The organism is Pseudomonas sp. 10-1B, from assembly GCF_000935045.1.
In the GTDB taxonomy this organism is placed as follows: Bacteria; Pseudomonadota; Gammaproteobacteria; order Pseudomonadales; family Pseudomonadaceae; genus Aquipseudomonas.
This window is the reverse complement of record NZ_JYKS01000007.1, coordinates 184,498-209,420: the sequence shown is the minus strand read 5'-3', so window position 1 is coordinate 209,420 and position 24,923 is coordinate 184,498. Positions and strand designations below refer to the sequence as shown.

Here is a 24,923-nt window from a genome sequence, read left to right as displayed (position 1 = left end):
ACGAATCGCCAGTATATAGAGCATAACGGCCAGCGACGACCGCGCATTCATGAATATCTGTATGGATTTTGTATCGCTTTCGGCGCGGCTCGGCTATTTGCTATCTTCGCCTGTCTTCCAATCCAGAAGCCGCACGCCAGGCGGCCCGCATGCCCTACAAGAGAACAACAGCGATGACTTCCGTGCCGAGCAGTATCGAGCAGCCCTCGCGGCCGCTGACCCGCAGTGATTACAAGACCCTTTCACTGTCCGCCCTGGGTGGCGCGCTGGAGTTCTACGACTTCATCATCTTCGTGTTCTTCGCCACGGTGGTCGGCAAGCTGTTCTTCCCGGCCGACATGCCCGAGTGGCTGCGCCTGATGCAAACCTTCGGCATCTTCGCCGCCGGCTACCTGGCGCGGCCGCTGGGCGGCATCATCATGGCCCACTTCGGTGACCTGCTCGGACGCAAGAAGATGTTTACCCTGAGCATCTTCATGATGGCGCTGCCGACGCTGATCATGGGCTTGCTGCCGACTTATGCACAGATCGGCATGTGGGCGCCGATCCTGCTGCTGCTGATGCGCGTGATCCAGGGCGCGGCGATCGGCGGTGAAGTGCCGGGTGCCTGGGTGTTCGTCTCCGAGCACGTGCCGGCGCGCAACACCGGCTACGCCTGCGGCACCCTGACGGCTGGCCTGACCGCGGGCATTCTGCTCGGTTCGCTGGTGGCGACCCTGATCAACAGCGTCTACAGCACTGAAGAAGTGGCCGATTACGCCTGGCGTATTCCGTTCCTGCTCGGTGGTGTGTTCGGCCTGTTCGCGGTGTACCTGCGCCGCTGGTTGCATGAAACCCCGGTGTTCGCCGAGATGCAGCAACGCAAGGCGCTGGCCGAAGAGCTGCCGCTGCGTGCGGTGCTGCGTGACCACCGTGGCCCGATCATCCTGTCGATGCTGCTGACCTGGATGTTGTCGGCCGCCATCGTGGTGCTCATCCTGATGACCCCGGCGCTGCTGCAGAGCATCTACCACATCAGCCCTACCGATTCGCTCAAGGCCAATAGCCTGGCCATCGTGCTGCTCAGCTTCGGCTGCATCAGCGCTGGCAGCCTGGCGGACCGCTTTGGCGCGGGCCGGGTGTTCGTGATCGGCAGCCTGCTGCTGCTGGTAACCTCCTGGACCTTCTACCACAGCTTGCCGACGCGCCCTGACCTGCTGTTCCCGCTGTATGCCGTGACTGGTCTGTGCGTTGGCGTGATCGGCGCGGTGCCTTATGTGATGGTCAAGGCGTTCCCGGCGGTGGTGCGCTTCAGTGGGTTGTCGTTCTCGTACAACTTGGCCTACGCCATCTTTGGCGGGCTGACGCCGATGGTGGTGACGGCGCTGCTCAAGGTCAGCCCGATGGCGCCGGCCTACTATGTGGCTGGTTTGTGCGTCCTCGGCTTGCTGGTGGGGCTCTATCTGCTGGCGAAGAAACGTTGAGTTCCAGGTCCATCCCTGAAGAAGGCCAAATCGCAAACCTGTAGCTTGGTGTTGTATTGGCACATGATGCTAATGGGGGCGTTGTTTGTATTTTTCCATGCAAACACGTCCCAGCCTCCGGTATCGCCCAAAGGCAAGGGCATCCTTAGAGGCGGCTGAGAGCTGCGCCGAGGGCCCAACCTGTCGCGGGCCTCTGTTCGGGTTGAGAGTCCCTGTAAACGATCAGGCAGCATGCCTTGATAAGTTTGTTCTTGGCAAATCCTGCTAATCAAGTTGACATGCACGCATTCCAGAACCAAAGGCCCTGCAGAGAACTCTAGCTCCAGACCGGGAAGTGGTGTGGCGGTTTCTGATTCCTGCCCTATAAATACAAAAGCAAGAGGGCTGGCTGACAAATCATTATTTGCCACTAATGTGGAATGCTGCTGGCCAAGTCGTTCTATCCAGGCCTCAAGTGTTGATTGGCTCATCATATCCATCCACCATTTTTATAGAGCGTTATGATTTCCAGCTTGGAGCGTTCTAGCTGGTTCGTTTTCTCGTCCCAGGCCATCTCCAATGCGATGAAGAACAGGTCCACTTCTGCCAATATGTCTCCCGCTTCAATAATTGATTGATGCGTTCGGCTGCGGATTAATGTATATGCAAAATCGAATTTTTGCAGTATGGCTACCGGCACTACAATCGAGGGTGTCTGTAATAATATCGCCTTTGTCTTCGCAAAGCTGATGATGGGGTAGTTCCGCTTCAGTATCTTTATGAGTATCTCAGGCCAGATTGTGGGTGACGTGAAGTTTTCTCTGTTGCTTATTCTATCGAACATTCTTTTACTCCTTTATCAAGTGCACGGGGAAGGCTTGCCAAATCCTTGCACTTGTTGAGCGTGGTTGCCAGTGCGGATTTGTTTCAATGTGTATTCATTTGGTGGTTGTAGGAAGCGTTGGCTTTGCATGTAGGAGTGTTCTTGTTTTAATTTGAGTGAATATATAGAGGGGAAGTGTGTTAGGTAAATCTCGATAAATATGTAACGCAGCCTCACTCGGCTTTTTCACAACTATCGGCCATGCAGATAAGGAGACTCTGTATGGCTCAAAATACATTCAACGACAATTCGACAGGTGAGGTTGTCATCACCCCGGGCTCTTCTGGTTCAAGCGGTGGTGGCGGAGGTTTCTTCAGTATTGGTGGCGGCGGTGGATTCGGCGGAGGCTTTGGAGGCTCCAGCCGACGTCGTCGGAAAAAGCGGGCGAGAGCTCGCGCTGCTGCGCTCGCCCGGGCGAAGGCCGAGGACCAGGCACGCCAGGCTGCTGCTGCGGCGGCTCGTGCCGAGGCATTGGCGATAGCGCATCGCCAGCGGGTTGCTACTTACGGCCAGGCGCGAGAGGGCCGACGTGCGCAGCTTGATGCTCACTTCGCTCAGCAGTCCAAAGGCTTGGCAAAAGCGCTTCAGGATGAAATCACTGCGGCGCGCAAGCGTCCTGTATATGACGGCAGCGAACGCTGGCAGCTCTACCAGATCACCAAGGCGCGGAACGAGACAGAAGGGCTTATTGCCGCAAAAAAAGGCGCGCTGGCCGAGTATCAGGCCCGAGCGGCTGCTTTCGCTGGCCCAGGTGCAAGCGCGGACGCCTATGCCGCGCGGCTTTCAGGCCTGGCGACCGCAGCGCAGATGCAGCAACTGCATCGCGACTGGGAAGCAGCCTATCTGGCATCCCACGAAGCCCGGTTGCTGCAAGAGGCCATCAGGCAATTGTCAGAGCGCTCGGCCGCGTTACGGGTGGAACATGCCACACAGGAGCAGTTGTGGAGGGCTCGAGAGGCACGCTGGGAACAACAGCGCCAATACGCTGAACAGCGCGAAGCGCGGATTCGTTACAAGCAACAGGCGGATGAAGACCGGCGCCTGCACCGGTTAAAGGCGGCCTCCACGCTTACGGCACCTGTTGCCGCTGCACAGGCCGGTGGTGTGTTGCTCAGCCAGGCTGGCGCGCAGGTTGCGGCGGATGTGGCTGCGGCCTTGGAGCAGGCAATCGCCAATGCGGCGAAGGAGGTGCTGAGGGTCGCGGCGATTCGTGCGGGGCAGGCTGTCAGCCTTTCGGCAACGGCCATGCTGTACTCGCCGACGCTGGCTAATGGCGAGTTGACCGAAGCCCAGCGCAGGCGGCATCTCGAAGGTTTGGGGGTACGTGCTGATCTGCTGGGCGTAGAGGCTGGGCAGGATCTGCAGGCCATTGCCAATGCTGGTGGTTCGGCCCGCCTTAGTAATCGCATCCGAATCGAGCATCTGCCGGGTGGCAGTGCGATAACGGTGGCTTCCACGGGAGCCGGAATCGCGTCCGAAGTACGGGTAAGGAATGCCGTTCTTGACCCCTTGACCGATACCTACCGGGTCGAGGCCGAGACGCCCACCGGCAAAACCATCGTGCTCGGCGAAGCGGCTGTATCAGCAAGTAGCCCACCCAGCGGCAGGGTGCTGGCGCTGGCTCCCGAAGCGGCCATCGTCGGTGCAGGTGTGGACCTTCGCTTCGATGACTGCATTGTCTGTGTGCCTGGCCAACCACCTCAATATTTCTCTTTCGCGGTTTCTCCTGCGGGTACCGGAATTGTCAGCGGCAAAGGTCAGGTGGCTGCTGCCAACTGGTGGTCTACCAGCGGAACCCCATCCGGCGTGGCAGTACCTGCCCAGGTCGGTGCCCAACTGCGCGGCCGTTTGTTCACTGGCATGCCGGCTTTCGAAAGTGCGGTGTGGCGGGCTATCGCAGCGGATCTGGGGTTGCTCGATCAGTTCGACGAACTGAATCAGAGGCGCATCCTCAGCGGTTTTCCGCCTGTGGCACCGAAAGCGAGCTGGAATGGGGCGCGGCGCGAGTTCGAACTGCGCCATGTGGCAACTGCTGGGGTTGGCTCCGGGCTCTACGATCTGGATCAGCTGAGAATCCACAAGCCCAGCAACACTCAAGGTGTATTGACGGTTGTCCAACCGTTCAAGCCCTGGTTCGCATCCAGTGTGGCGCTTTACCTTGACCCTGCCATCGTTCAAGGCGAACCGCCGCGCACCTGGACACCGTTGGCGGCACCTGGCACGGAACTCCTCGGTCCGACGCACTTGCCGGAAGTGCCGCCACTCCCGGGTATTCTGCCAGGGGCACCCACCGATCCTGTGGGGCCAAGTCTTGAAATACTTCCGGGTGAGAATCCGGGTGAGACTGGGGCCATAATTCCTGGGTTTGGTGGCGAGGACGATCTACCAGCCCCAGGCCTGGTTAATAACGAGCCAGCAGAAGAGAACGAAACTGGAATTTATGGTAATTTGGACCGCAGAAGTATAAGAGACGATATGGATGTCGATCATATACCTGCTCAAGGGGCGATAAAGCTTTGGCTTAAAGTAAACTTTCCAAATTTGTCACCCTATCAAATCAGAGCGTACATGAGGCGAGCCCCTGCTGTTGTTATACCAACACATGTTCACAGGAAGTACAGTGAGACATATGGAGGGCGCAACACCAGAGCAAAGCAAGCACTAGACGCTGCGGACCTTTTTGAGGCTGTGCGAAGCAACGTTGAGGCGCTAAGGCCAGGTCTTCTGCCTGAGCGAGTTGAAGGAATCAAGGCGGAGCTTACCGATTTGCTCAAAAAATTCATTGAAATGGTGTGATTATGACAAGAATTGTAGACGTCGAGCTGTGGTTAAAATCCCTGGGTGAAACTCACGCCGCATTACTTGGTCTTGGGCTTGATCCGGGCCTTCCTTTCATAAAACTCTATTCTGGAGCAACGGAGTTGTACATCGAGCCGGAGCCTGGGGTTAGCTTTGAATTCGATACTGATACTAGAATATTGCAAGCAGTGATTGTGACACTTATCAGGCGCGTTGAGCTTGAGCCAGAATTTAAGGCGATTCTTTCGAAACCCTATGGTTGTTTGGATAAAGAAGCTGCTCGGGCGACATGGGGAAATCCTTCTACCTCGCGCGGTCCTGTGGCGATGCCGCAACCCATAGGTAAGACAGGTGGATGGGATGTTTACGAGCTTTCCTCTCGGGGGTTTGAGAATGCCGAGTTGGTGTATCAATATAATGTTGATTTAAAAGTTTCTGGAGTTGTCTTGAGGGCTAAGGAAAATGAAGCTTGAAAAACGATTGCAAGACTACAGTGAGCAATCATTCTTATTGCTCATCCAAAATATCTGGAATCTCGAAAGCAACAGGTTTGAACACAACTCACTCATCGCCCATTTCGACCAGATAATCGGCCATCCCGCCGGCAGCGATCTCCTGTTCTACTCAAACGCTGACGAAACCGGCAGCATCAACTCCCCGGAGCACATAGTTGCTACGATAAAGTCCTGGCATCAGCAAAAAGGCCGGGCGGCGTTCAAAGGCCAGACCTTGCAACCACCGCCCGTTCGCCAAACGCTGACCCCCGCGCAGCGAGCCAGCCAGTCCTCCAACCGCAATCTGGAAAAAGTGCGAAAACTGGCCGCTGAGATCCAGACTGCCGAGCAGCAGGGCAAACTGAAGCTTACCGCTTTGGAACAGCAATTGGCCCGCGCCCCAGCCGTCGGCACCCCTGCGCAGCAACTGGCAGCAAGCCTCGCCGCTTTGCGCACCCTGGAACTTGCCCAGCATCAAGCCAAGGCCGCCTTCGACCAGCTCAAGCGTTTGCAGATGCCCGTCAAATTCGCCCTTGATGGCGCCAAGCGAGATGCCACCAGCCCGTTTCTTAATGCTGCGATCCAAGCCGTCGTGCTGCGTGAAATTACTGCCGGCAGCCAGCGTCATGCGGCGGCCTTGGCTTCGACACAGGCGCGTCAACCCGCCTTGTACGCCCGCGGCGTGAAGCTGATCGAAAGCCTGGAATCGCGTATTGCCCAGTTGGCGAAGGCCACGGCGACTGGCCCGGGCTATGGGTCTTTGACATTAAAGGCAGCAGCCCATGCAGCAAGCCTGCATCCCGCGTTGCTCACAGCGCAAGGCTTGAGCCGTGAAGTAGCCAGCCAGCAGCATCATCTGATCAAGACCTTCCGTTCCGCAGTTGCTGAGCTGGATTGGCAGGCAGCATCGCTGCAAGGCGATCACCCCGGCACCTATGCGGATGTAGTCGAGTTCGTATTGAGTATCCCCAGTGACGATCCGCGCTTTGCCGTTACGGTGCCGCTGGGTGAAATGCTTGAGAGTGAGCGGACGGACTGGGCCGAGCTGGCTGCGGAGCGTGGTGAAGTGGATTTACCTGTGCGTCTTTGTTCCACCGTGCGCGGCGCCACTACTGGCACCTCCACAGGGGTCAAGCCTTTCACGCGCTACTCACATGTGGTCATGACCGCGACGCAAGGCAAGGTCGTCCCCTCGCGCGTACGGGTTCGGGCGGCTCGCTGGGATGCCTCACGGCAGGCCTTCCTATACACCAGCGAGGGTGCAGCGCCTGTGACAGTGCAGTGGCAGACGGGCAGCGCTCCCTATGCTCGCCGCGACCTTTCCAGCCCTCCCAGCATCGGATTCTTGCGCATGCCCCCGGTACCGCTGATCGAGCGCTTTGCCAACTTGGCGCAGGTCAAGTTCGATGACTACATCGTGGTATTTCCACATGACTCTGGCCTGAGCCCCGTCTACATCATGTTCAGGGACCGCCGGGAGCTTTAGCTCGCCGCTTCTTTACATCAATATATGCACAGGCCATCCCGAACAACCGGTGATGGCCTTTCATCCATTTGTCACAATTAGGTCATATCGTATTCATGCGGCCTGCAGATACTTGGGCCCGTTCCATCCAACACCCCAATATTCCTGCTAGGAGCAAGGCATGAAACTGAAGCGTTTGATGGCGGCCCTCACCTTTGCCGCCGCTGGCGTTGCAACCGCCAACGCGGTAGCCGCCGTCGACCCTGCGATCCCGACCTACACCAAGACCACCGGTGTTTCGGGCAACCTCTCCAGCGTAGGTTCCGACACCCTCGCGAACCTGATGACTCTGTGGGCCGAGGCCTACAAGAAGGAATATCCGAACGTAAACATCCAGATCCAGGCTGCCGGCTCCTCCACCGCGCCACCCGCGCTGACCGAAGGCACCGCCAACCTCGGCCCGATGAGCCGCAAGATGAAGGACGTCGAGCTGCAGGCCTTCGAGCAGAAGTACGGCTACAAGCCGACCGCCATCCCGGTCGCTGTCGACGCCCTGGCCGTGTTCGTGCACAAGGACAACCCGATCAAAGGCCTGACCATGGCCCAGGTCGACGCCATCTTCTCCTCCACCCGCCTGTGCGGTGCCAAAGCCGATGTCAAGACCTGGGGTGACCTGGGCGTGACCGGCGACCTGGCCAACAAGCCGGTGCAGCTGTTCGGCCGCAACTCGGTATCGGGTACCTACGGCTACTTCAAGGAAGAAGCCCTGTGCAAAGGCGACTTCAAGCCTAACGTCAACGAACAGCCTGGCTCGGCTTCGGTCGTGCAGTCGATCAGCTCCTCGCTGAACGGCATCGGCTACTCGGGCATCGGCTACAAGACAGCCAGCGTCAAGACCGTAGCCCTGGCCAAGAAAGAAGGCGGCGAGTTCGTCGAAGACAATGAAGCCAACGCCCTGAACGGTACCTACCCGCTGTCGCGCTTCCTGTATGTCTACGTCAACAAGGCGCCGAACAAGCCTCTGGCCCCGCTGGAAGCCGAGTTCGTCAAGCTGGTGCTGTCGCAAGCTGGCCAGCAGGTCGTGGTGAAGGATGGCTACATCCCGCTGCCGGCCAAAGTCGTCGACAAGACCCTGGCTGACCTGGGCCTGTCCCACGCCGGTAACGTCGCAAAGCAGTGAGTAACTGAAGGGGAGGTCGGTGCAGTTGCCCGACCTCTTCCACGAATTTTCAGTCCGAAGCCAGGCTTCCTGTGCGGCGGGCTTTCGTGCGTCACCATTTTGTAATGTTTTTGTCATACGGGACCGCTAGGGTGTGCGCATGAATGATCTGGCCAATTCCACAATGCCCCAAAATTCCCAGCCCGAGCGCATTGATTTCAATACGCCGGAGTTGCAACGCAAGCGCCGCATGCGCGCCCTCAAGGACCGCCTGACCCGCTGGTATGTACTGGTGGGCGGGCTTGCCGTGTTGGCGGCGATCACCCTGATCTTCTTCTACCTGGCCTATGTGGTGCTGCCATTGTTCCAGGGCGCCGAGCTGAGCAGCAGGAAGCCCCTGGAGCCGACCTGGCTGCAGCAGGATGCCGGCAAGCCGCTGTTGATCGCGCTGGAAGAGCAGAACTTGGTGGGCATGCGCGTTTCGGATCAGGGCCAGGCGCTGTTCTTCGATACCAAGACTGGTAACGAGCTCAAGCGTGTCGCTCTGCCACTGCCAGCAGACACGCACGTCACGTCGATCAGTACCGACCAGCCGGGTAGCCCGCTGGTGGTGCTGGGCTTGTCCAATGGCCAGGCGCTGGTGTTCCACCACACCTACAAGATCACCTACCCGGACAACAAGAAAACCATCACCCCCGGCCTCGACTATCCGTACGGCGAGCAGCCGTTCGTGCTCGATGACCAGGGCCGTGCACTGGAGCATGTCAGTGTCAACGTCAACGGCGACACCCTGGTGCTGGCCGGTTCCACCGGTGCACACCTGCAGGTGCTCGAGCTGACCCGCACGGAAAACATGATGACCGAAGAGGTCACCACCGAGCAGAACCGCATCGAACTGCCGCAGATGACCGAAGCGGTGAAGAACATCTTCATCGACCCGCGCCAGCAGTGGCTTTACGTGATCAACGGCCGCGCCACCGCCGACGTGTTCAGCCTGCGTGACAAGCGCCTCAACGGCCGCTACAAGCTGGCTGAAAGCGCCGAAACCGAAATTACCGCCACGGCCCAGCTGGTGGGTGGCATCTCGCTGATCATCGGTGACTCCAAGGGCGGCCTGGCCCAGTGGTTCATGGCCCGCGACCCGGACGGCGAATCGCGTTTCAAGCAGATCCGCACCTTCCAGATGGGCAAGGCGCCGATCGTGCAGATCGATGCCGAAGAGCGCCGCAAGGGCTTCATCGCCCTGGATGCCGAAGGCAAGCTGGGCGTGTTCCACAGCACCGCGCATCGCACCCTGCTGGTCGAGCCGGTCGCTGAAGGCCCAGGCATCCTGGCCCTGTCACCGCGTGCCAACCGCATCATGATCGAAGAGGGCGGCAAGCTCCTGCGCCTGAGCCTGCGCAACCCGCACCCGGAAGTTTCCTTCAGCGCGCTATGGGGCAAGGTCTGGTACGAGAACTACGACGAGCCGAAATACGTCTGGCAATCGACCGCTTCGAACACTGACTTCGAGCCCAAGCTGAGCCTGTCGCCGCTGACCTTCGGGACCCTGAAGGCCGCGTTCTACGCGATGATCCTGGCGGCCCCGCTGGCCATCGCCGCGGCCATCTACACCGCCTACTTCATGGCCCCGGGCATGCGCCGCAAGGTCAAGCCGGTGATCGAACTGATGGAAGCGATGCCGACGGTGATCCTCGGCTTCTTCGCCGGCCTGTTCCTGGCCCCTTACCTGGAAGGCCACCTGCCGGGTGTGTTCAGCCTGTTCTTGCTGATGCCGATCGGCATCCTGCTGGCCGGCTTCGCCTGGAGCCGCCTGCCGGAGTCGATCCGCCTGCGCATTCCGGATGGCTGGGAAGCGGCGATCCTGATCCCGGTGATCCTGTTCACCGGCTGGTTCGCCCTGACCATGAGCCCGCACCTGGAAAGCTGGTTCTTCGGCGGCGACATGCGCCTGTGGATCACCAACGACCTGGGGATCACCTACGACCAGCGCAACGCCCTGGTAGTGGGTATCGCCATGGGCTTCGCGGTCATCCCCAACATCTACTCCATTGCCGAGGACGCCGTGTTCAGCGTGCCACGCAGCCTGACCCTGGGCTCCCTGGCCCTGGGCGCCACACCCTGGCAGACCCTGACCCGCGTGGTCATCCTCACCGCCAGCCCGGGTATCTTCTCGGCGCTCATGATCGGCATGGGCCGTGCGGTGGGCGAGACCATGATCGTGCTGATGGCCACCGGCAACACCCCGGTGATGGAGCTGAACCTGTTCGAGGGCATGCGCACCCTGGCCGCCAACGTGGCCGTGGAAATGCCGGAATCGGAAGTCGGCGGCAGCCACTATCGCGTGCTGTTCCTGGCCGCGCTGGTGCTGCTGATGTTCACCTTCGTCATGAACACCTTGGCCGAGCTGATTCGCCAGCGTCTGCGCAAGAAATACTCGTCGCTTTGATAGAAAGGTAGCGATCCGTGAAAAAGGATTCCCTCAAAGGCTGGTTCAAGAGCGGCGCCCCAGGCGTCTGGATGAGCGGCGGCGCGGTGGCCATGGCGGTGATCATGACCGTTGGCCTGCTGGCGGTGATCGCCGTGCGTGGCCTGGGCCACTTCTGGCCGGCCGATCTGATCCAGGCCACCTACAAGGTGCCAGGCCAGGCCGACCACGTCGTCATTGGCGAAGTGGTGCAAAAGGAAGAAGTACCCCGTGCCCGCCTGAAGGGCGCCGGCCTGCCGGTGCCTGACCAAGGCCCGGAGTTCATGACCCGCGAGCTGGTCAAGGTGGGTAACCGCGACCTCAACGGCAGCGACTTCACCTGGGTGGTCGGCGACTGGCTGGTCGACGAGCAGCGCCCGGCCGACCTGATTGCCCTGGAGCGCCGCGAGTGGGGCAATTTCTACGGCTACCTGGTCAGTGTGAAGGAAGAAGGCCGCGTGGTAGCCGAGGGCCCTGGCGCCTGGAAGGAGCTGCAAACCCGCCTCAAGCGCGCCAACCAGCTCAATGGCGAGCTGCAGCAGCTGGAGAAGAAGGACATTGGTGCCATCAACCATGGCCTCGAGCGCCTGCGCCTGCATGCCCGCAAGCTGGAGCTGGACGGCAAGCTGGACGCCACCGCCCAGGCCGACATGGACGCCGACCGCGCCGAGCTGAACAGCCGCTACAAGGCCATCGAAGAGCGCCTGGCCGGCCTGCACCAGGCCTTCGCCCGCGATAGCCTGGTGGCCCGCGATGGCAACGGCCGCGAAGTGGAAATCAACCTGAGCAAGGTGGTCCACGCCATCCAGCCGAACGGCATGTCCGGCTTCACCAAGCTGGGTACCTACTTCGCCAAGGTCTGGGAATTCCTCAGCGACGACCCGCGTGAAGCCAACACCGAGGGCGGTATCTTCCCGGCCATCTTCGGTACCGTGATGATGACCCTGATCATGGCCGTGATCGTCACCCCTTTCGGTGTGCTGGCCGCCATCTACCTGCGCGAATACGCCAGGCAGGGCGCGGTGACCCGCCTGATCCGCATTGCGGTGAACAACCTGGCTGGCGTGCCGGCGATCGTCTACGGTGTGTTTGGCCTGGGCTTCTTCGTCTACGTGCTGGGTGGCTCGATCGACCGCCTGTTCTTCCCCGAAGCGCTGCCGGCGCCGACCCTGGGTACCCCGGGCCTGCTGTGGGCGTCGCTGACCCTGGCGCTGCTGGCCGTGCCGGTGGTGATCGTGGCCACCGAGGAAGGCCTGGCGCGTATCCCGCGCACTGTGCGCGAAGGCTCGCTGGCCCTGGGCGCGACCAAGGCCGAGACGCTGTGGAAGATCGTCCTGCCAATGGCCAGCCCGGCCATGATGACCGGCATGATCCTCGCCGTGGCCCGCGCCGCCGGTGAAGTGGCGCCGCTGATGCTGGTGGGTGTGGTGAAACTGGCGCCGTCGCTGCCGGTGGACGGTAACTACCCGTACCTGCACCTGGACCAGAAGATCATGCACCTGGGCTTCCACATCTATGACGTCGGCTTCCAGAGCCCGAACGTCGAGGCTGCGCGGCCGCTGGTATACGCCACGGCGTTGCTGCTGGTGCTGGTGATCGCCGCCCTCAACCTCTCGGCAGTGTGGATCCGCAACCACCTGCGCGAGAAGTACAAGGCCCTCGACAGCTGATTGAAGCTTTAAGTCACAAGCGGCAAGCTCCAAGCAGATTGCCGCTTTGCCCTAACTTGCAGCTTGCAGCCTCAAGCTCGCAGCTACAAACGGAGTGAGACCATGCAGCAAGATTCCCATACCCACGGCATCGACATGTCTGCCCTGGGCCGCAACAAGCAGAGCCTGCGCCTGGCCGAAGAAACCGTGGCCATCGAAGTACCTGGCCTGAGCCTTTTCTACGGCGACAAACAAGCGCTGTACGACGTGCAGATGAACATCCCCAAGCAGCGCGTGACCGCCTTCATCGGCCCGTCCGGTTGCGGCAAGTCGACCCTGCTGCGCACCTTCAACCGCATGAACGACCTGGTCGATGGCTGCCGCGTGGAAGGCGCCATCAACCTGTACGGCAACAACATCTACCGCAAGGGCGAAGACGTCGCCGAGCTGCGCCGCCGTGTCGGCATGGTGTTCCAGAAGCCCAACCCGTTCCCCAAGACCATCTACGAGAACGTGGTGTACGGCCTGCGCATCCAGGGCATCAACAAGAAGCGCGTGCTTGATGAGGCCGTTGAATGGGCGCTGAAGGGCGCGGCCCTGTGGGATGAGGTCAAGGACCGTCTGCACGACTCGGCACTGGGCCTGTCCGGTGGCCAGCAGCAGCGTCTGGTCATCGCCCGCACCATCGCAGTGGAGCCGGAGGTGTTGTTGCTCGACGAACCGTGCTCGGCGCTGGACCCGATCTCGACGCTGAAGGTCGAAGAGCTGATCTACGAACTGAAATCCAAGTACACCATCGTCATCGTGACCCACAACATGCAACAGGCGGCCCGCGTTTCGGACTACACCGCGTTCATGTACATGGGCAAACTGGTCGAATTCGGCGATACCGACACCCTGTTCACCAACCCGGCGAAGAAGCAGACCGAAGACTACATCACCGGTCGCTACGGTTAAGCGCCGCTCGTGATGAGCACCTGGCCCCTGTAGGAGCGGGTTTACCCGCGAAGCAGGCGGCTCGATGCCTGGCACCGGCTTCGCCGGTGTTCGCGGGTAAACCCGCTCCTACAGGGCCGCGCTACCAAAGGACAAAACGATGATCAACAAAGACAGCCTTACACATCACATTTCCCAGCAGTTCAACGCCGAGCTCGAAGAGGTGCGCAGCCACCTGCTGGCCATGGGCGGCCTGGTCGAGAAGCAGGTCAACGACGCGGTCACCGCGCTGATCGAGGCCGATTCGGGCCTGGCCCAGCAAGTGCGCGAGGTCGACGAGCAGATCAACCAGATGGAGCGCAACATCGACGAGGAGTGCGTACGCATCCTCGCCCGTCGCCAGCCGGCGGCCTCCGACCTGCGCCTGATCATCAGCATCTCCAAGTCGGTGATCGACCTGGAGCGCATCGGCGACGAATCGACCAAGATCGCCCGCCGGGCCATCCAGCTGTGCGAAGAAGGCGAGTCGCCGCGCGGCTACGTGGAAGTGCGCCATATCGGCGACCAGGTGCGTAACATGGTCCGCGACGCGCTGGACGCCTTTGCCCGCTTCGATGCCGAGCTGGCGCTGTCGGTGGCCCAGTACGACAAGACCATCGACCGCGAGTACAAGACCGCCCTGCGTGAGCTGGTGACCTACATGATGGAAGACCCGCGCTCGATCTCGCGGGTACTGAGCGTCATCTGGGTTCTGCGTTCGCTGGAGCGTATCGGTGACCACGCACGCAACATCTCCGAACTGGTGATCTACCTGGTGCGCGGCACCGACGTCCGTCACATGGGCCTCAAGCGCATGACTGCAGAAGTGCAGGGTACTGCTGTCGTCGAGGGCGAAAACGCTAATGTTCCGGCTGAACCTGACGATAAGTAAGGTTGCTCCCGAGCATCGACGCCCGGCCTTGGCCGGGCGTTTTCGTTTGCGGTCGAGGAGCCGGCAGGCACCCGCGAACGATGTGAAGAAGTCCCGGCGTGACCCAGGTTGTAGCAAATGGCCATTATTTGGCGGTAGGCTAGTCGGGATTCAGAAGGAGTATCGATGAGTAAAGTGAATGTGCTGGTCGTGGATGACGCCCCGTTCATCCGTGACCTGGTCCGCAAGTGCCTGCGCAATGCCTTCCCGGGCATGGCCATCGACGACGCGGTCAATGGTCGCAAGGCCATGGTCATGCTGGGCAAGGAAGCGTTCGACCTGGTCCTGTGCGACTGGGAGATGCCGGAAATGTCCGGCCTGGAGCTGCTCACCTGGTGCCGTCAGCAGCCTGCGTTGAAAAACCTGCAGTTCATCATGGTGACCAGCCGTGGCGACAAGGAAAACGTCATCCAGGCGATCCAGGCGGGCGTTTCCGATTTTGTCGGCAAACCCTTCACCAACGAGCAACTGCTGACCAAGGTGAAAAAGGCCTTGGCCAAGATCGGCAAGCTCGACAGCCTGATGGCCATTGGCCCGGCGCGAGTCAACGCGGCGTTCGCCAACGATTCACTGAACGCGCTGACCGCCGGCAAGCCGGAAGTGGCCAAGGTCACGGCTCCCGCAGCGGCCCCGGCTCCGGCCAAGCCGCTCGTCAGTGCACCCACGCCAGCGGCTGCCACGCCGACCGGCCGTGGTCAGGGCCAACTGCGGCTGGCCAGCGGCATGCAGCCGTGCGTGATCAAGGCGTTGAGCCTGAAAGAGGCGCTGCTGGTGGTGCGCCGCAGCGAAGCGCTGCCACAGGTGCTGGAAGGCGCGGTACTGGACCTGGAGCAGGGCGAGAAAGCCGAAGTCGCACGCCTGAACGGCTACCTGCATGCCGTCGCGGCACTGGAGCCCAGGCCCGACAGTGACTGGCTGCAGCTGACGTTCAAGTTCGTCGACCAGGACGCCCAGAAGCTCGACTACCTGTCGCGGCTGATTGCCCGCGGGACTGCGCAGAAGCATTTCACCCCGGGTGCTTGAGTAACAGCTACTGGCCTCATCGCCGGCAAGCCAGCTCCCACAGGTACAGCGCCAGCCTCAGGCCTTGTGCGCATCCTGTGGGAGCTGGCTTGCCGGCGATGGGGCCAGGCCTGCGGGCGCCATCCGACCAACTGCAATACCCACCGCACAACCCGCTGCTAGGCTTCGACAAATCATAACTGTCAAAAAGCCACTATCATGCCCGCGCGCCTGCTGCTGTTCTGTGCATTGCTCATGGCCTCGGCGTCGAGCCTGGGTGTGACCCTCTACAAGATCACCGACGATAACGGGGTGGTCTCTTATTCCGACCGGCCTGGCCCCGGCGCCAAACCCTTGGTGCTGCGTGAGCCCATGGTCGAAACGCTCGAAGGCCAGGTGCTGCTGAACGCGAAAACCTTCGACGGTGGCGTGAGCTTCTCGGCGCGCAACGAGCTGCATGTGCCGGTGGAGGTCGAGCTGCGCCTGGATAACCTGGTGAACGCACAAGGCGGCGATGCCCCGCGTATCGTGCGGCGACTGCTGCCGCCGCGCACCACGCAGCTGCTCAGCGTGCTCCGGGGGCGGCCCGGGCTGCTGCTGAACTACCGTTCGACCCTGCTGCAGGCCATGGGTGACCCGGGCAAGCGGCCGCAGGGCTTCCGCTATGCGTTCCCGTGGCTCGGCGGGCCGTTCCGCGTGACCCAGGGCCCCAATGGCCGTGTCAGCCATTTTGGCCCAAAGGGGCGCTATGCCATGGATATCGCCATGCCCGAAGGCACCACCATCATCGCGGCGCGGGAAGGGGTGGTGGTGAAGACGCAGAACAGCCAGAGCGGGCGTGAGCCCAACCCGTCGGGCAACTTTGTCAGGATCCTGCACCCGGACGGCACCATGGGCGTGTACCTGCACCTGATGCGCGGTTCGGTAGTGGTGGCGGAGGGGCAGCGGGTGCGCCAGGGGCAGATGCTGGCCAAATCCGGTAATACCGGCAACAGCACCGGGCCGCACCTGCATTTCGTGGTGCAGCGCAATGTGGGGTTGGCGCTGGAGTCGATCCCTTATCAGTTCGACAGGCCGATCGGCGGGTTGCCTGACTTTACTGCGGGTAACCCATGATCCGTGGCGGCCTCTTCGCGGGCTCGCCCGCTCCCACAGGTAATCTGAAAGGCGCGGCCTTTGGTGATCCTGTGGGAGCGGGCGAGCCCGCGAATGGCCCTCAATCCAGCTTCAGCACCTTGGCCAAAACAATCTTCGGCCCCTTCATCTTCTTGATGATGATGCGCAGCCCCTCGACCTCCAGCACTTCCTCTTCCTCAGGCACGCGCTTGAGGGTCTCGTAGATCAACCCGGCCAGGGTCTCCGCCTCGATGTGGTCAAGGTCGATACCCAGCAGGCGTTCGACCTTGAACAGCGGCGTGTCACCCCGTACCAGCAGCTTGCCCGGCTGGTAGGCGAGGATGCCGCGTTCGGTCTTGCGGTGCTCGTCCTGGATGTCGCCCACCAGCACTTCCAGCACGTCTTCCATGGTCAGGTAGCCGATCACCTTGCCATCGGCTTCCTCCACCAGCACGAAGTGCGCGCCACCCTTGCGGAACTGTTCCAGCAACTGCGCCAGCGGCATGTGCCGGGATACGCGCTCCAGCGGGCGGGCGAGGTCGTCCAGGTCGATGGTCTTGGGCAGGTGTTCGAGCTCGGCCAGCTCCAGCAGCAGGTCCTTGATGTGCAGCAGGCCGGTGAACTCCTCGCGCTCGGCGTCGTACACCGGGTAGCGGCTGAACTTGTGGCGGCGCACCAGTGCCAGGATCTGCTTCAGCGGCGCATGGGCGTCGATGCTGACCATGTCCTCGCGGGAGTTGGCCCAGTCGACCACCTCCAGCTCGCCCATTTCCACGGCCGAGGCCAGCACGCGCATGCCCTGGTCGCTAGGGTCCTGCCCACGGCTGGAGTGCAGGATCAGCTTGAGCTCTTCACGGCTGTAGTGGTGCTCGTGGTGTGGGCCAGGTTCGCCTTGCCCTGCAATACGCAGGATGGCGTTGGCGCTGGCGTTGAGCAGGTAGATGGCCGGGTACATCGCCCAGTAGAACAGGTACAGCGGCACGGCGGTCCATAGCGACAGCAGCTCGGGCTTGCGGATGGCCCAGGACTTGGGGGCCAGCTCGCCGACCACGATGTGCAGGTAGGAGATGACGAAGAAAGCGATGAAGAACGAGATCGCCTTGATCAGTTCGGGCGTGTCCACGCCCAGGTACGCCAGCAGCGGCTCCAGCAGGTGGGCGAAGGCTGGCTCGCCGACCCAGCCCAGGCCGAGGGAGGCGAGGGTGATGCCCAGCTGGCAGGCCGACAGGTAAGCGTCGAGCTGGTTATGTACTTTGCGCAGGATGCTGCCACGCCAGCCATGCAGCTCGGCGATGGACTCGACGCGGGTGGCGCGCAGCTTGACCATGGCGAACTCGGCGGCAACGAAGAAGCCGTTGAGCAGCACCAGGAGCAAGGCAAAGATGATCATGCCGAAATCGGCGAACAGCGAGGTGAGGCTGATACCAGGGGAAGGGTCCATGATGGAGTTTTTACGGGGTCCGTCTTTGAGATAGGGAGAAAAAAAGTGCCAGCTCTTGCTGGCACAGGGGGTCCAATGTAGCGGCTGGGGCTGCAAAAGCAAAGCGTGAAGGGTTGATTACGGTCCCTGTGGGAGCGGGCGTGCCCGCGAAGGGCTGCGCAGCAGCCCCCATATCAACCCTTGCCGTTGGCCAATTGTGCCGGCGCAAAATGACAGGTAAAGGTACTGCCATGCCCCGGCACGCTGCTGATCTCCAACTTGCCCCGGTGGCGCATCAGCACATGCTTGACGATCGCCAGCCCCAGCCCGGTGCCGCCGGTATTCGACGCACGGCTGGAATCTACCCGGTAGAAGCGTTCGGTCAGGCGGGGCAGGTGCTTGGCGTCGATACCCACCCCCGAATCCTGCACCGACAAGTGCGCGCCCTGGCCATCGACCCACCAGCGGATACGGATGCTGCCTTCGTCCTGGGTGTACTTGACCGCATTGAACACCAGGTTGGAAAAGGCACTGCGCAACTCCGACTCGCTGCCCTTCAGGCGCACGCCGGGCGCGGCTTCGAGGGTGATGCGCTGGTTGCGCGGCCCGGATAGGGCCTGGGCGTCATTCTTGATTGCGGCGAGCAAGGCATCGACCGCCACCGGCTGATTGTCCGACGGGTAGTCGGTGGCCTCCAGCTTGGCCAGCAGCAACAGGTCGTTGAGCAAGGTCTGCATGCGCGAGCCTTGCTGGCTCATCTGCTGCAGGGCCCGGCTCCAGCGCGGGTTCACGTCCTCGACGTTGTCCAGCAGGGTTTCCAGGTAGCCGGTGATCACCGTCAGCGGCGTGCGCAGTTCGTGGGATACGTTGGCGACGAAGTCCTTGCGCATCTGTTCCAGCTGGTGGATGCGGGTGACATCGCGTACCAGCATCAGGTGCTCGTTGTTGCCGTAGCGAGTGATGTGCAACTGCACGCGCATGCGGTCGTTGATCGGTGAGGGGATTTCCAGCGGTTCGAGGTAGTTCTCCGCCTCGAAGTACTCCTTGAAGCGCGGGTGACGCACCAGGTTGGTCACTTGCTGGCCGCCGTCCTGTGGGGTCTTGAAGCCCAGCAGGGTTTCGGCGGCGCGGTTCCACCATTCCAGGTTGCCGTCGCTGTCGAGCATGATCACCGCGTCGCGCAGCGCGGCAGTGGACTCCTGCACCCGGTCGATCACTGCCTGCAGGCGGCCGCGCACGCGTTGGTCGCGGCGTTGCAGGTGGTAGATGCTGTCGAACACCTCGCCCCACAGGCCGTAGCCATCGGGCGGTGCTTCGTCGGGTTGGTGGTTGCGCAGCCAGTCATGCAGGCGCAGCAGTTGCTTGAGGGTCCAGCCCAGGTAGAGCGCCAGGCCAATGGCCAGGCTCCAGCCGTAGTAGCCGCTGACCAGCCCGCCGATCAGGCAGACGGTAATCAGCAGCAGCAGATGGCGAATCAGGGTCGCGTGCCAGTTCTGGTTCAATTGACGGTCCTTGTACAACGACGTGCAGCTTGGCTTGCCGACTTGTCAGCTTTTGGTCGAGAAGCGGTAGCCGGTGCCGCGGACGGTTTGTACCAGATTTTCGTAGGCTTCACCCAGTGCCTTGCGCAGGCGACGGATGTGCACGTCGACGGTGCGCTCCTCGACATAGACGTTGCCGCCCCACACCTGGTCCAGCAACTGGCCACGGGTATAGGCGCGCTCCTGGTGGGTCATGAAGAACTGCAGCAGGCGGTATTCGGTGGGGCCCATCTCGGCTGGCTTGCCATCGATGGTCACGCGGTGGCTGATCGGGTCGAGCAGCAGGCCGCCGACTTCGATCGGTGCCTCGCTGTCGCTCGGGCCGGTGCGGCGCAGCACGGCTTTCAGGCGGGCGACCAGCTCGCGCGGCGAGAACGGCTTGGTGATGTAGTCGTCGGCGCCTACTTCCAGGCCCTGGATCTTGTTGTCCTCTTCGCCCTTGGCGGTGAGCATGATGATCGGGATGTCGCCGGTCAGTTCGTCGCGCTTGAGGCGGCGGGCCAACTCGATGCCGGAGGTGCCCGGCAGCATCCAGTCGAGCAGGATCAGGTCGGGTTTGCGGTCGACGATGATCGCGTGGGCCTGTTGGGAGTTTTCCGCTTCCAGGCAGTCATAGCCGGCCATTTCCAGGGCAACGGCGATCATCTCGCGAATAGGCGCTTCGTCGTCGACGATCAGAATGTTCCTGCCAACCATGCTCAAAACCTCTCCTGGATTCGGTGTCTTGGCCCGCATTAGATAACGGAATTATTGCAGCTGTGTGACAGGGTGTTGGCCGTTCTGGCGACATTCCGTGACTGAACTAGGCTTCAAGGGGCCGCAATCGCGGCAACTCGTACTCATCCCCCCGAAACAATGGTGAATCCAATGACACGACAAACGCTGAGCTGGATGGCCCTTTTCACTGCGCTGGCGCTTCCGGGGGTGGCATCGGCCCACCATGCCATGGAGAAGGACGGTATGTGGGTCGATCATGCCGGCATGACGCTGTATACCTTTGACAAGGATGCAGGCGGCAAGTCGATGTGCAATGGCGAATGCGCGAAGAACTGGCCACCGCTGATGGTCAAGGCCGATGACGAACCGGCCAAGGACAAGTGGACGGTGTTGATGCGCGATGACGGCACCAAGCAGTGGGCTTATGACGGCAAGCCGCTGTACACCTTCGTCAAGGACAAGAAGGCCGGGGACAAGACCGGTGACGGTGTGAAAGACGTCTGGCACATCGCCAAGCCTTGAGATTGTCGGGGCCGCTCTGCGGCCCATCGCCGGCAAGCCAGCTCCCACAGGTTATGTGCAAGCCCTGAAGGTGGCGCCGTACCTGTGGGAACAACTGTCTTGTATTGCCTGGACTGGCCTCATCGCCGGCAAGCCGGCCCACAGGTACTGCATAGGGCTTGAGGCCTATGCGGTCGAGGTGGGAGCTGGCTTGCCGGCGATAGGGCCATCAGCCTCAGCGCAGCGCGTAATCCAGCACCACGCCGATGAACACCAGCATCCCCGCCCAGTGATTGTGCAGAAACGCCTTGAAGCACGATTCCCGGTCCAGCTTGCGCGTCGACCAGTACTCCCAGGCAAAGCACGCCGCAGCGCCCAGCAGCCCCAGGTGGAACCAGCCACCCAGCTCGAAACGGCTACCCGCCAGCAACAGACAGCCCAGCGACAGCAACTGCAAGGTCAGGATGATCGCCCGGTCGGCGTCGCCGAACAGGATCGCGGTCGACTTCACGCCAATCTTCAGGTCGTCATCACGGTCGACCATGGCGTAGTAGGTGTCGTAACCCACCGTCCACAGCAGGTTGGCGATATACAGCAGCCAGGCGCTGGCCGGCAGCTCGCCCCCCGCTGCCGTGAAGGCCATGGGAATGCCCCAGGAATACGCGGCCCCCAGCACCACCTGTGGGTAGTAGGTGTAGCGCTTCATGAACGGGTAGCAGAACGCCAGCGCCACCGCGCCAAACGACAGCCACACGGTGCGGCTGTTGGTGCACAGCACCAGCAGGAAGCTTACCCCGACCAGGATGGCGAACAGCGCCAGCGCCTCGCGTGGCCTGACCCGGCCGCTGGCCAGCGGGCGGTCGGCGGTGCGCTTGACGTGGCCGTCCACCTTGCGGTCGGCAAAGTCGTTGATGCAGCAGCCCGCAGCGCGCATCAGCACCACGCCGAAACCGAAGATCAACACATTGGCCAGTGTCGGTGAACCGTTGCCGGCGATCCACACCGCCGACAAGGTCGGCCACAGCAGCAGGTAGATACCGATCGGCCGGTCCATGCGGCTGAGCTGGACGAAGTCCCAGGCCCGCGGGTGCAGGTTGTTGAGCGCCTTGAGCAGTTGCAGGTACATCAGCGGTTTTCCTCCTTGGCCGCTTGCCACAATGCCGGCAGGAACACTTCTGCCACCAGCAGCTCCAGGCCGCCACGTTCAAAGCGTGAGCGGCGACCCCAAAGCGCCGCGTGGGCGGCTTCGGTCGGCAGCCAGAGCTGTGGATAACTGCACACTTCGATGGGGTGGCGGATGAAAGCCTGGTCGCAGAACAGCAACTCGCCCAGCGAGCGGCTGCCCAGGGTTTCCAGGTCCAGGCCGCCGCGCTCCAGGGCGCTGCGGCTGGCGACACTGCGGGCGAACACCCACGGCTGGCCATGGCCGCGCAGGTATACCTCGCGCACCCAGCCCTCGGCACCGGCAGCGATGCCCAGCGCTTGGCATTCGTCATCGCGCAGCGGTTGCCAGCCCTCGAACAGCGGGGTGACGGAAAAGTGATCATGGGACAGGCGGGTCAGGCGGCGGGTCAGCGAGCCCTCGTCGAACAGCCAGTCAAGGGTGGGCTGGTCGATGTCGGTCGCCAGCCGTGAATACGGCAGCCACGCGACAGCGGCTGCTTGCGGGGATTCGTACGACACGTCGGTCTGCTTGTTACAACCAGAGAGGCGGCGAGCTTAGCATGATTGCCCCGACTGCTTGCATACTGCTGGCAGGGCCGCTACAAAGCCCCCAAGAATTGCGCGCTGGCTTCTTCGCGGGTGAACCCGCTCCCACACCCTCAAGACCTGTGGAGTACCTGTAGGAGCGGGTTCACCCGCGAAGAGGCCATCAGCAGCAACACAAAGCCCTAGCCTGAACCGAGGAAATCCACCCCCATGAAAAAGTGGCAATGTATTGTCTGCGGCCTGATCTACGACGAAGCCGAAGGCTGGCCCGACGACGGCATCGCCCCCGGCACTCGTTGGGAAGATGTGCCTGAAGACTGGCTGTGCCCCGACTGCGGTGTCGGCAAAAGCGATTTTGAAATGATCTCCATCGGCTAAGCGAGGCAAGCACGACATGACGTCCCCTGTGGTTATCATCGGTACCGGCCTTGCTGGCTACAACCTGGCCCGTGAATTTCGCAAGCTCGATGCGCAGACGCCGCTGCTGCTGATCACTGCCGATGACGGTCGTTCCTACTCCAAGCCCATGCTCTCCATGGGTTTTGCCAAGCGCAAGGATGCCGATGGCCTGTGCATGGCCGAGCCGGGCGCCATGGCCGAGCAACTGAACGCCGAGATCCGCACCCATACCCGTATCAGCGGTATCGACCCGGGCCACAAACGCCTGTGGATCGGCGAAGAGGCGGTGGCATACCGTGACCTGGTGCTGGCCTGGGGCGCGCAGACCGTGCAAGTGCCGATCGAAGGCGATGGCGGCCACCTGGTATTCCCGATCAACGACCTCGAAGACTACGCGCGCTTCCGTGCCGCTGCCGTCGGCAAACAGCGCGTGTTGATCCTCGGTGCCGGCCTGATCGGCTGCGAATTCGCCAACGACATGAGCCAGGGCGGTTTCCAGGTCGACGTGGTCGCGCCGTGCGAGCAGGTCATGCCGACCCTGCTGCACCCGGCCGCGGCTTCGGCGGTGCAGGGCGGGCTGGAAGGCCTGGGCGTGCGCTTTCATCTGGGCCCGGTGCTGACCCGTCTGCAGCAGGTGGATAGCGGCCTGGAGGCGCACCTGTCGGATGGCAGTGTGATCGCCTGCGACCTGGTGGTTTCAGCCATCGGCCTGCGCCCGCGCACCGATCTGGCCGCCGCAGCCGGCTTGCAGACCAATCGCGGGGTCTGCGTCGATCGCGAGTTACGAACCTCTCATGCCAATATCTTCGCCCTTGGCGACTGTGCCGAAGTCGATGGCATCAACCTGCTGTATGTGATGCCGCTGATGAGTTGTGCCCGGGCCTTGGCGCAAACCCTGGCTGGAAAGCCGACGGCGGTTGCCTACGGGCCGATGCCGATCACCGTGAAAACCCCGGCCTGCCCGCTGGTGGTCTCGCCACCGCCACAGGGCCACGAAGGCAACTGGCAGGTAGAGGGGCAGGGCAGTGACCTCAAGGTGCTGTGCCTTGATGCCGACGGCAAACTGCTGGGCTACGCCCTGACCGGGGCGGCGGTGATGGAAAAGCTGGCGTTGAATCGCCAGTTGCCAGCGGTTATGGCGTAAATAGCAGGCGTTCTGTCGGATTTATCCTGTTGTTGCCTACACAATGGCCGCGCAGATACTGGCGCGACCCTTGAGCACGTGCCATTCTCACTCCCGTCTGCCGCAGGTTAGAGCCTGCGGTGCCTTGAGCGCTGCTCCTAGAGGCAGCACGGCATAACAACAAGAATTCCGTCAAAGAGGCTTCACTATGCGCAAACCAGAACTCGCCGCCGTCATCGCCGATAAGGCCGATCTGACCAAGGAAAAGGCCAATCAGGTTTTGAACGCGATTCTCGACAGCATCACCGGCGCCCTGGACAAGGACACCGTGACCCTGGTCGGTTTCGGTACCTTCGAAAAACGTCATCGCGGTGCGCGTACCGGCAAGAACCCGCAAACCGGTGAGCCGGTCAAGATCAAGGCCAGCAATACCGTGGCCTTCAAGCCAGGCAAGAACCTGCGCGACGAAGTCAACGAAGCCAAAAAAGCTGCCAAGCCGGCCAAGAAAGGCAAGTGATCGCTACCTGACAACCCCAGTGTCAGCCAAGCGGGCGCCCCAGGGCGCCCGTTGTGCGTTCTGCAGGCAAAGTGTTTCGAACTTGCATAAATGGTTCAGGAAAAGGATAAACTGCGCGCCTTGGTCACTTTTTATTCGAGGCGCGTTGATGAAGTTCCGCTTTCTTCTCTGGGCCATGGGGCTGTTGATGTCCAGGGCCAGCCGCAACAACCCGGCGTTCCAGCAGCAGCTCAAGGGCAAGGACCTGGTGTTCCAGATGCAGACCTTGGACGGCAAGGTTGCCCGGCACTTCATCGTCAACGACGAGCGCATCAGCAGCAAGGGCGGCGCGCACCCGCAGCCGGCGTTCGCCATTGCCTTCAAGGACGCCGCCTACGGCTTTGCCACCATGCAGGCGGGCAACAAGCAGTTGGCGTTCATGCAGGGGATTCAGGACAAGAACATCCAGATCAAGGGCAACCCGGCGCTGGTGATGTGGTTCCAGGGCTTGATGAAGTACCTGAAACCGAAGAAGAAGGGCTGAAATCCAACAGGAATGCTGGTGCTTCTACCTGTGGGAGCGGGCGAGCCCGCGAAATAGGCGACGCGGTGCATGGCACCGGCTTCGCCGGTG

General features: G+C 61.6%; 23 protein-coding genes. 16 read left to right on the top strand and 7 right to left on the bottom strand.

The genetic code is table 11. From position 1 onward, the window contains the following. Positions 1 to 173: 173 nt before the first annotated feature. Positions 174 to 1,463 (top strand): MFS transporter, encoded by a 1,290-nt coding sequence (locus TZ03_RS06165; RefSeq protein ID WP_051096467.1) that lies wholly within the window; start codon positions 174 to 176, stop codon positions 1,461 to 1,463. On the opposite strand, the gene TZ03_RS29815 is transcribed toward TZ03_RS06165, so the two are convergent. Both TZ03_RS29815 and TZ03_RS06160 read right to left on the bottom strand, forming a co-directional pair. After that, positions 1,439 to 1,936, bottom strand: a complete 498-nt coding sequence (locus tag TZ03_RS29815) for a hypothetical protein (RefSeq protein ID WP_152645381.1) — start codon at positions 1,934 to 1,936, stop codon at positions 1,439 to 1,441. The two genes, TZ03_RS06165 and TZ03_RS29815, sit on opposite strands and share 25 nt — an antisense overlap. Next, positions 1,933 to 2,286 (bottom strand): hypothetical protein, encoded by a 354-nt coding sequence (locus TZ03_RS06160; protein WP_051096466.1) that lies wholly within the window; start codon positions 2,284 to 2,286, stop codon positions 1,933 to 1,935. The genes TZ03_RS29815 and TZ03_RS06160 overlap by 4 nt, the downstream gene beginning before the upstream one ends. A gap of 261 nt (positions 2,287 to 2,547) precedes the next feature. Here TZ03_RS06160 and TZ03_RS06155 point away from each other — a divergent pair, with 261 nt between their 5' ends. From TZ03_RS06155 to TZ03_RS06115, 10 genes are all read left to right on the top strand, one after another. Continuing rightward, on the top strand, positions 2,548 to 5,121 hold the full coding sequence (locus TZ03_RS06155) for an S-type pyocin domain-containing protein (RefSeq protein WP_051096465.1): 2,574 nt from the start codon (positions 2,548 to 2,550) through the stop codon (positions 5,119 to 5,121). 2 nt (positions 5,122 to 5,123) lie between these two features. Then, positions 5,124 to 5,597: a hypothetical protein gene (locus TZ03_RS29810; RefSeq protein WP_152645380.1), complete on the top strand. Its 474-nt coding sequence runs from the start codon at positions 5,124 to 5,126 to the stop codon at positions 5,595 to 5,597. Continuing rightward, the gene (locus TZ03_RS06150) at positions 5,587 to 7,104 is read left to right on the top strand and encodes an S-type pyocin domain-containing protein (protein WP_051096464.1); all 1,518 of its coding nucleotides are present in this window, start codon (positions 5,587 to 5,589) and stop codon (positions 7,102 to 7,104) included. Before TZ03_RS29810 ends, TZ03_RS06150 begins: the two co-directional genes overlap by 11 nt. A 160-nt stretch (positions 7,105 to 7,264) precedes the next feature. Further along, complete coding sequence (locus TZ03_RS06145; RefSeq protein ID WP_051096463.1) at positions 7,265 to 8,263, top strand: phosphate ABC transporter substrate-binding protein PstS; 999 nt, start codon at positions 7,265 to 7,267, stop codon at positions 8,261 to 8,263. A gap of 139 nt (positions 8,264 to 8,402) precedes the next feature. Further along, positions 8,403 to 10,691 carry an ABC transporter permease subunit gene (locus tag TZ03_RS06140; protein WP_051096462.1) on the top strand — a complete coding sequence of 763 codons (2,289 nt, stop codon included), beginning with the start codon at positions 8,403 to 8,405 and terminating at the stop codon, positions 10,689 to 10,691. A gap of 71 nt (positions 10,692 to 10,762) precedes the next feature. Next, positions 10,763 to 12,379, top strand: a complete 1,617-nt coding sequence (pstA, locus tag TZ03_RS06135; protein WP_177328442.1) for a phosphate ABC transporter permease PstA — start codon at positions 10,763 to 10,765, stop codon at positions 12,377 to 12,379. Between the two features lie 102 nt (positions 12,380 to 12,481). After that, positions 12,482 to 13,315, top strand: a complete 834-nt coding sequence (pstB, locus tag TZ03_RS06130) for a phosphate ABC transporter ATP-binding protein PstB (protein WP_051096460.1) — start codon at positions 12,482 to 12,484, stop codon at positions 13,313 to 13,315. Positions 13,316 to 13,454: 139 nt separating this feature from the next. After that, on the top strand, positions 13,455 to 14,225 hold the full coding sequence (gene phoU, locus TZ03_RS06125) for a phosphate signaling complex protein PhoU (RefSeq protein WP_051096459.1): 771 nt from the start codon (positions 13,455 to 13,457) through the stop codon (positions 14,223 to 14,225). 165 nt (positions 14,226 to 14,390) lie between these two features. Then, a complete protein-coding gene (locus TZ03_RS06120) occupies positions 14,391 to 15,287 on the top strand; it encodes a response regulator (RefSeq protein WP_051096458.1) in 897 nt (298 codons plus the stop codon). 198 nt (positions 15,288 to 15,485) lie between these two features. Then, complete coding sequence (locus TZ03_RS06115) at positions 15,486 to 16,382, top strand: peptidoglycan DD-metalloendopeptidase family protein (RefSeq protein WP_051096457.1); 897 nt, start codon at positions 15,486 to 15,488, stop codon at positions 16,380 to 16,382. Positions 16,383 to 16,482: 100 nt separating this feature from the next. Here the strand turns inward: TZ03_RS06115 and TZ03_RS06110 are convergent, their stop codons facing one another. From TZ03_RS06110 to phoB, 3 genes are all read right to left on the bottom strand, one after another. Beyond that, entirely contained in the window at positions 16,483 to 17,823 is a 1,341-nt protein-coding gene (locus TZ03_RS06110; protein WP_051096456.1) for a hemolysin family protein, read from the bottom strand. A 173-nt stretch (positions 17,824 to 17,996) separates the two neighbouring features. After that, positions 17,997 to 19,304 carry a phosphate regulon sensor histidine kinase PhoR gene (gene phoR / locus TZ03_RS06105; protein ID WP_051096455.1) on the bottom strand — a complete coding sequence of 436 codons (1,308 nt, stop codon included), beginning with the start codon at positions 19,302 to 19,304 and terminating at the stop codon, positions 17,997 to 17,999. Between the two features lie 45 nt (positions 19,305 to 19,349). After that, positions 19,350 to 20,039, bottom strand: coding sequence for a phosphate regulon transcriptional regulator PhoB (gene phoB, locus TZ03_RS06100; protein ID WP_003253341.1), 690 nt, complete (start codon positions 20,037 to 20,039; stop codon positions 19,350 to 19,352). Between the two features lie 171 nt (positions 20,040 to 20,210). Between phoB and TZ03_RS06095 the strand changes: the two genes are divergently transcribed. Then, positions 20,211 to 20,582, top strand: coding sequence for a hypothetical protein (locus tag TZ03_RS06095; RefSeq protein ID WP_051096454.1), 372 nt, complete (start codon positions 20,211 to 20,213; stop codon positions 20,580 to 20,582). Positions 20,583 to 20,796: 214 nt separating this feature from the next. Here the strand turns inward: TZ03_RS06095 and ubiA are convergent, their stop codons facing one another. After that, entirely contained in the window at positions 20,797 to 21,687 is an 891-nt protein-coding gene (ubiA, locus tag TZ03_RS06090; protein WP_051096453.1) for a 4-hydroxybenzoate octaprenyltransferase, read from the bottom strand. Further along, positions 21,687 to 22,244, bottom strand: coding sequence for a chorismate--pyruvate lyase family protein (locus tag TZ03_RS06085; protein ID WP_051096452.1), 558 nt, complete (start codon positions 22,242 to 22,244; stop codon positions 21,687 to 21,689). The genes ubiA and TZ03_RS06085 overlap by 1 nt, the downstream gene beginning before the upstream one ends. Before the next feature lie 237 nt (positions 22,245 to 22,481). On the opposite strand from TZ03_RS06085, the gene TZ03_RS06080 reads away from it, so the two are divergent. The 4 genes from TZ03_RS06080 (at position 22,482) to TZ03_RS06065 (ending at position 24,833) form a co-directional block, all read left to right on the top strand. Further along, the gene (locus tag TZ03_RS06080) at positions 22,482 to 22,649 is read left to right on the top strand and encodes a rubredoxin (RefSeq protein WP_003253349.1); all 168 of its coding nucleotides are present in this window, start codon (positions 22,482 to 22,484) and stop codon (positions 22,647 to 22,649) included. A 16-nt stretch (positions 22,650 to 22,665) separates the two neighbouring features. Continuing rightward, positions 22,666 to 23,814 (top strand): NAD(P)/FAD-dependent oxidoreductase, encoded by a 1,149-nt coding sequence (locus tag TZ03_RS06075; protein ID WP_051096451.1) that lies wholly within the window; start codon positions 22,666 to 22,668, stop codon positions 23,812 to 23,814. 187 nt (positions 23,815 to 24,001) lie between these two features. Next, positions 24,002 to 24,310, top strand: coding sequence for an HU family DNA-binding protein (locus tag TZ03_RS06070; protein ID WP_051096450.1), 309 nt, complete (start codon positions 24,002 to 24,004; stop codon positions 24,308 to 24,310). A 148-nt stretch (positions 24,311 to 24,458) separates the two neighbouring features. After that, a complete protein-coding gene (locus TZ03_RS06065; RefSeq protein ID WP_051096449.1) occupies positions 24,459 to 24,833 on the top strand; it encodes a helicase in 375 nt (124 codons plus the stop codon). Positions 24,834 to 24,923 lie beyond the last annotated feature (90 nt).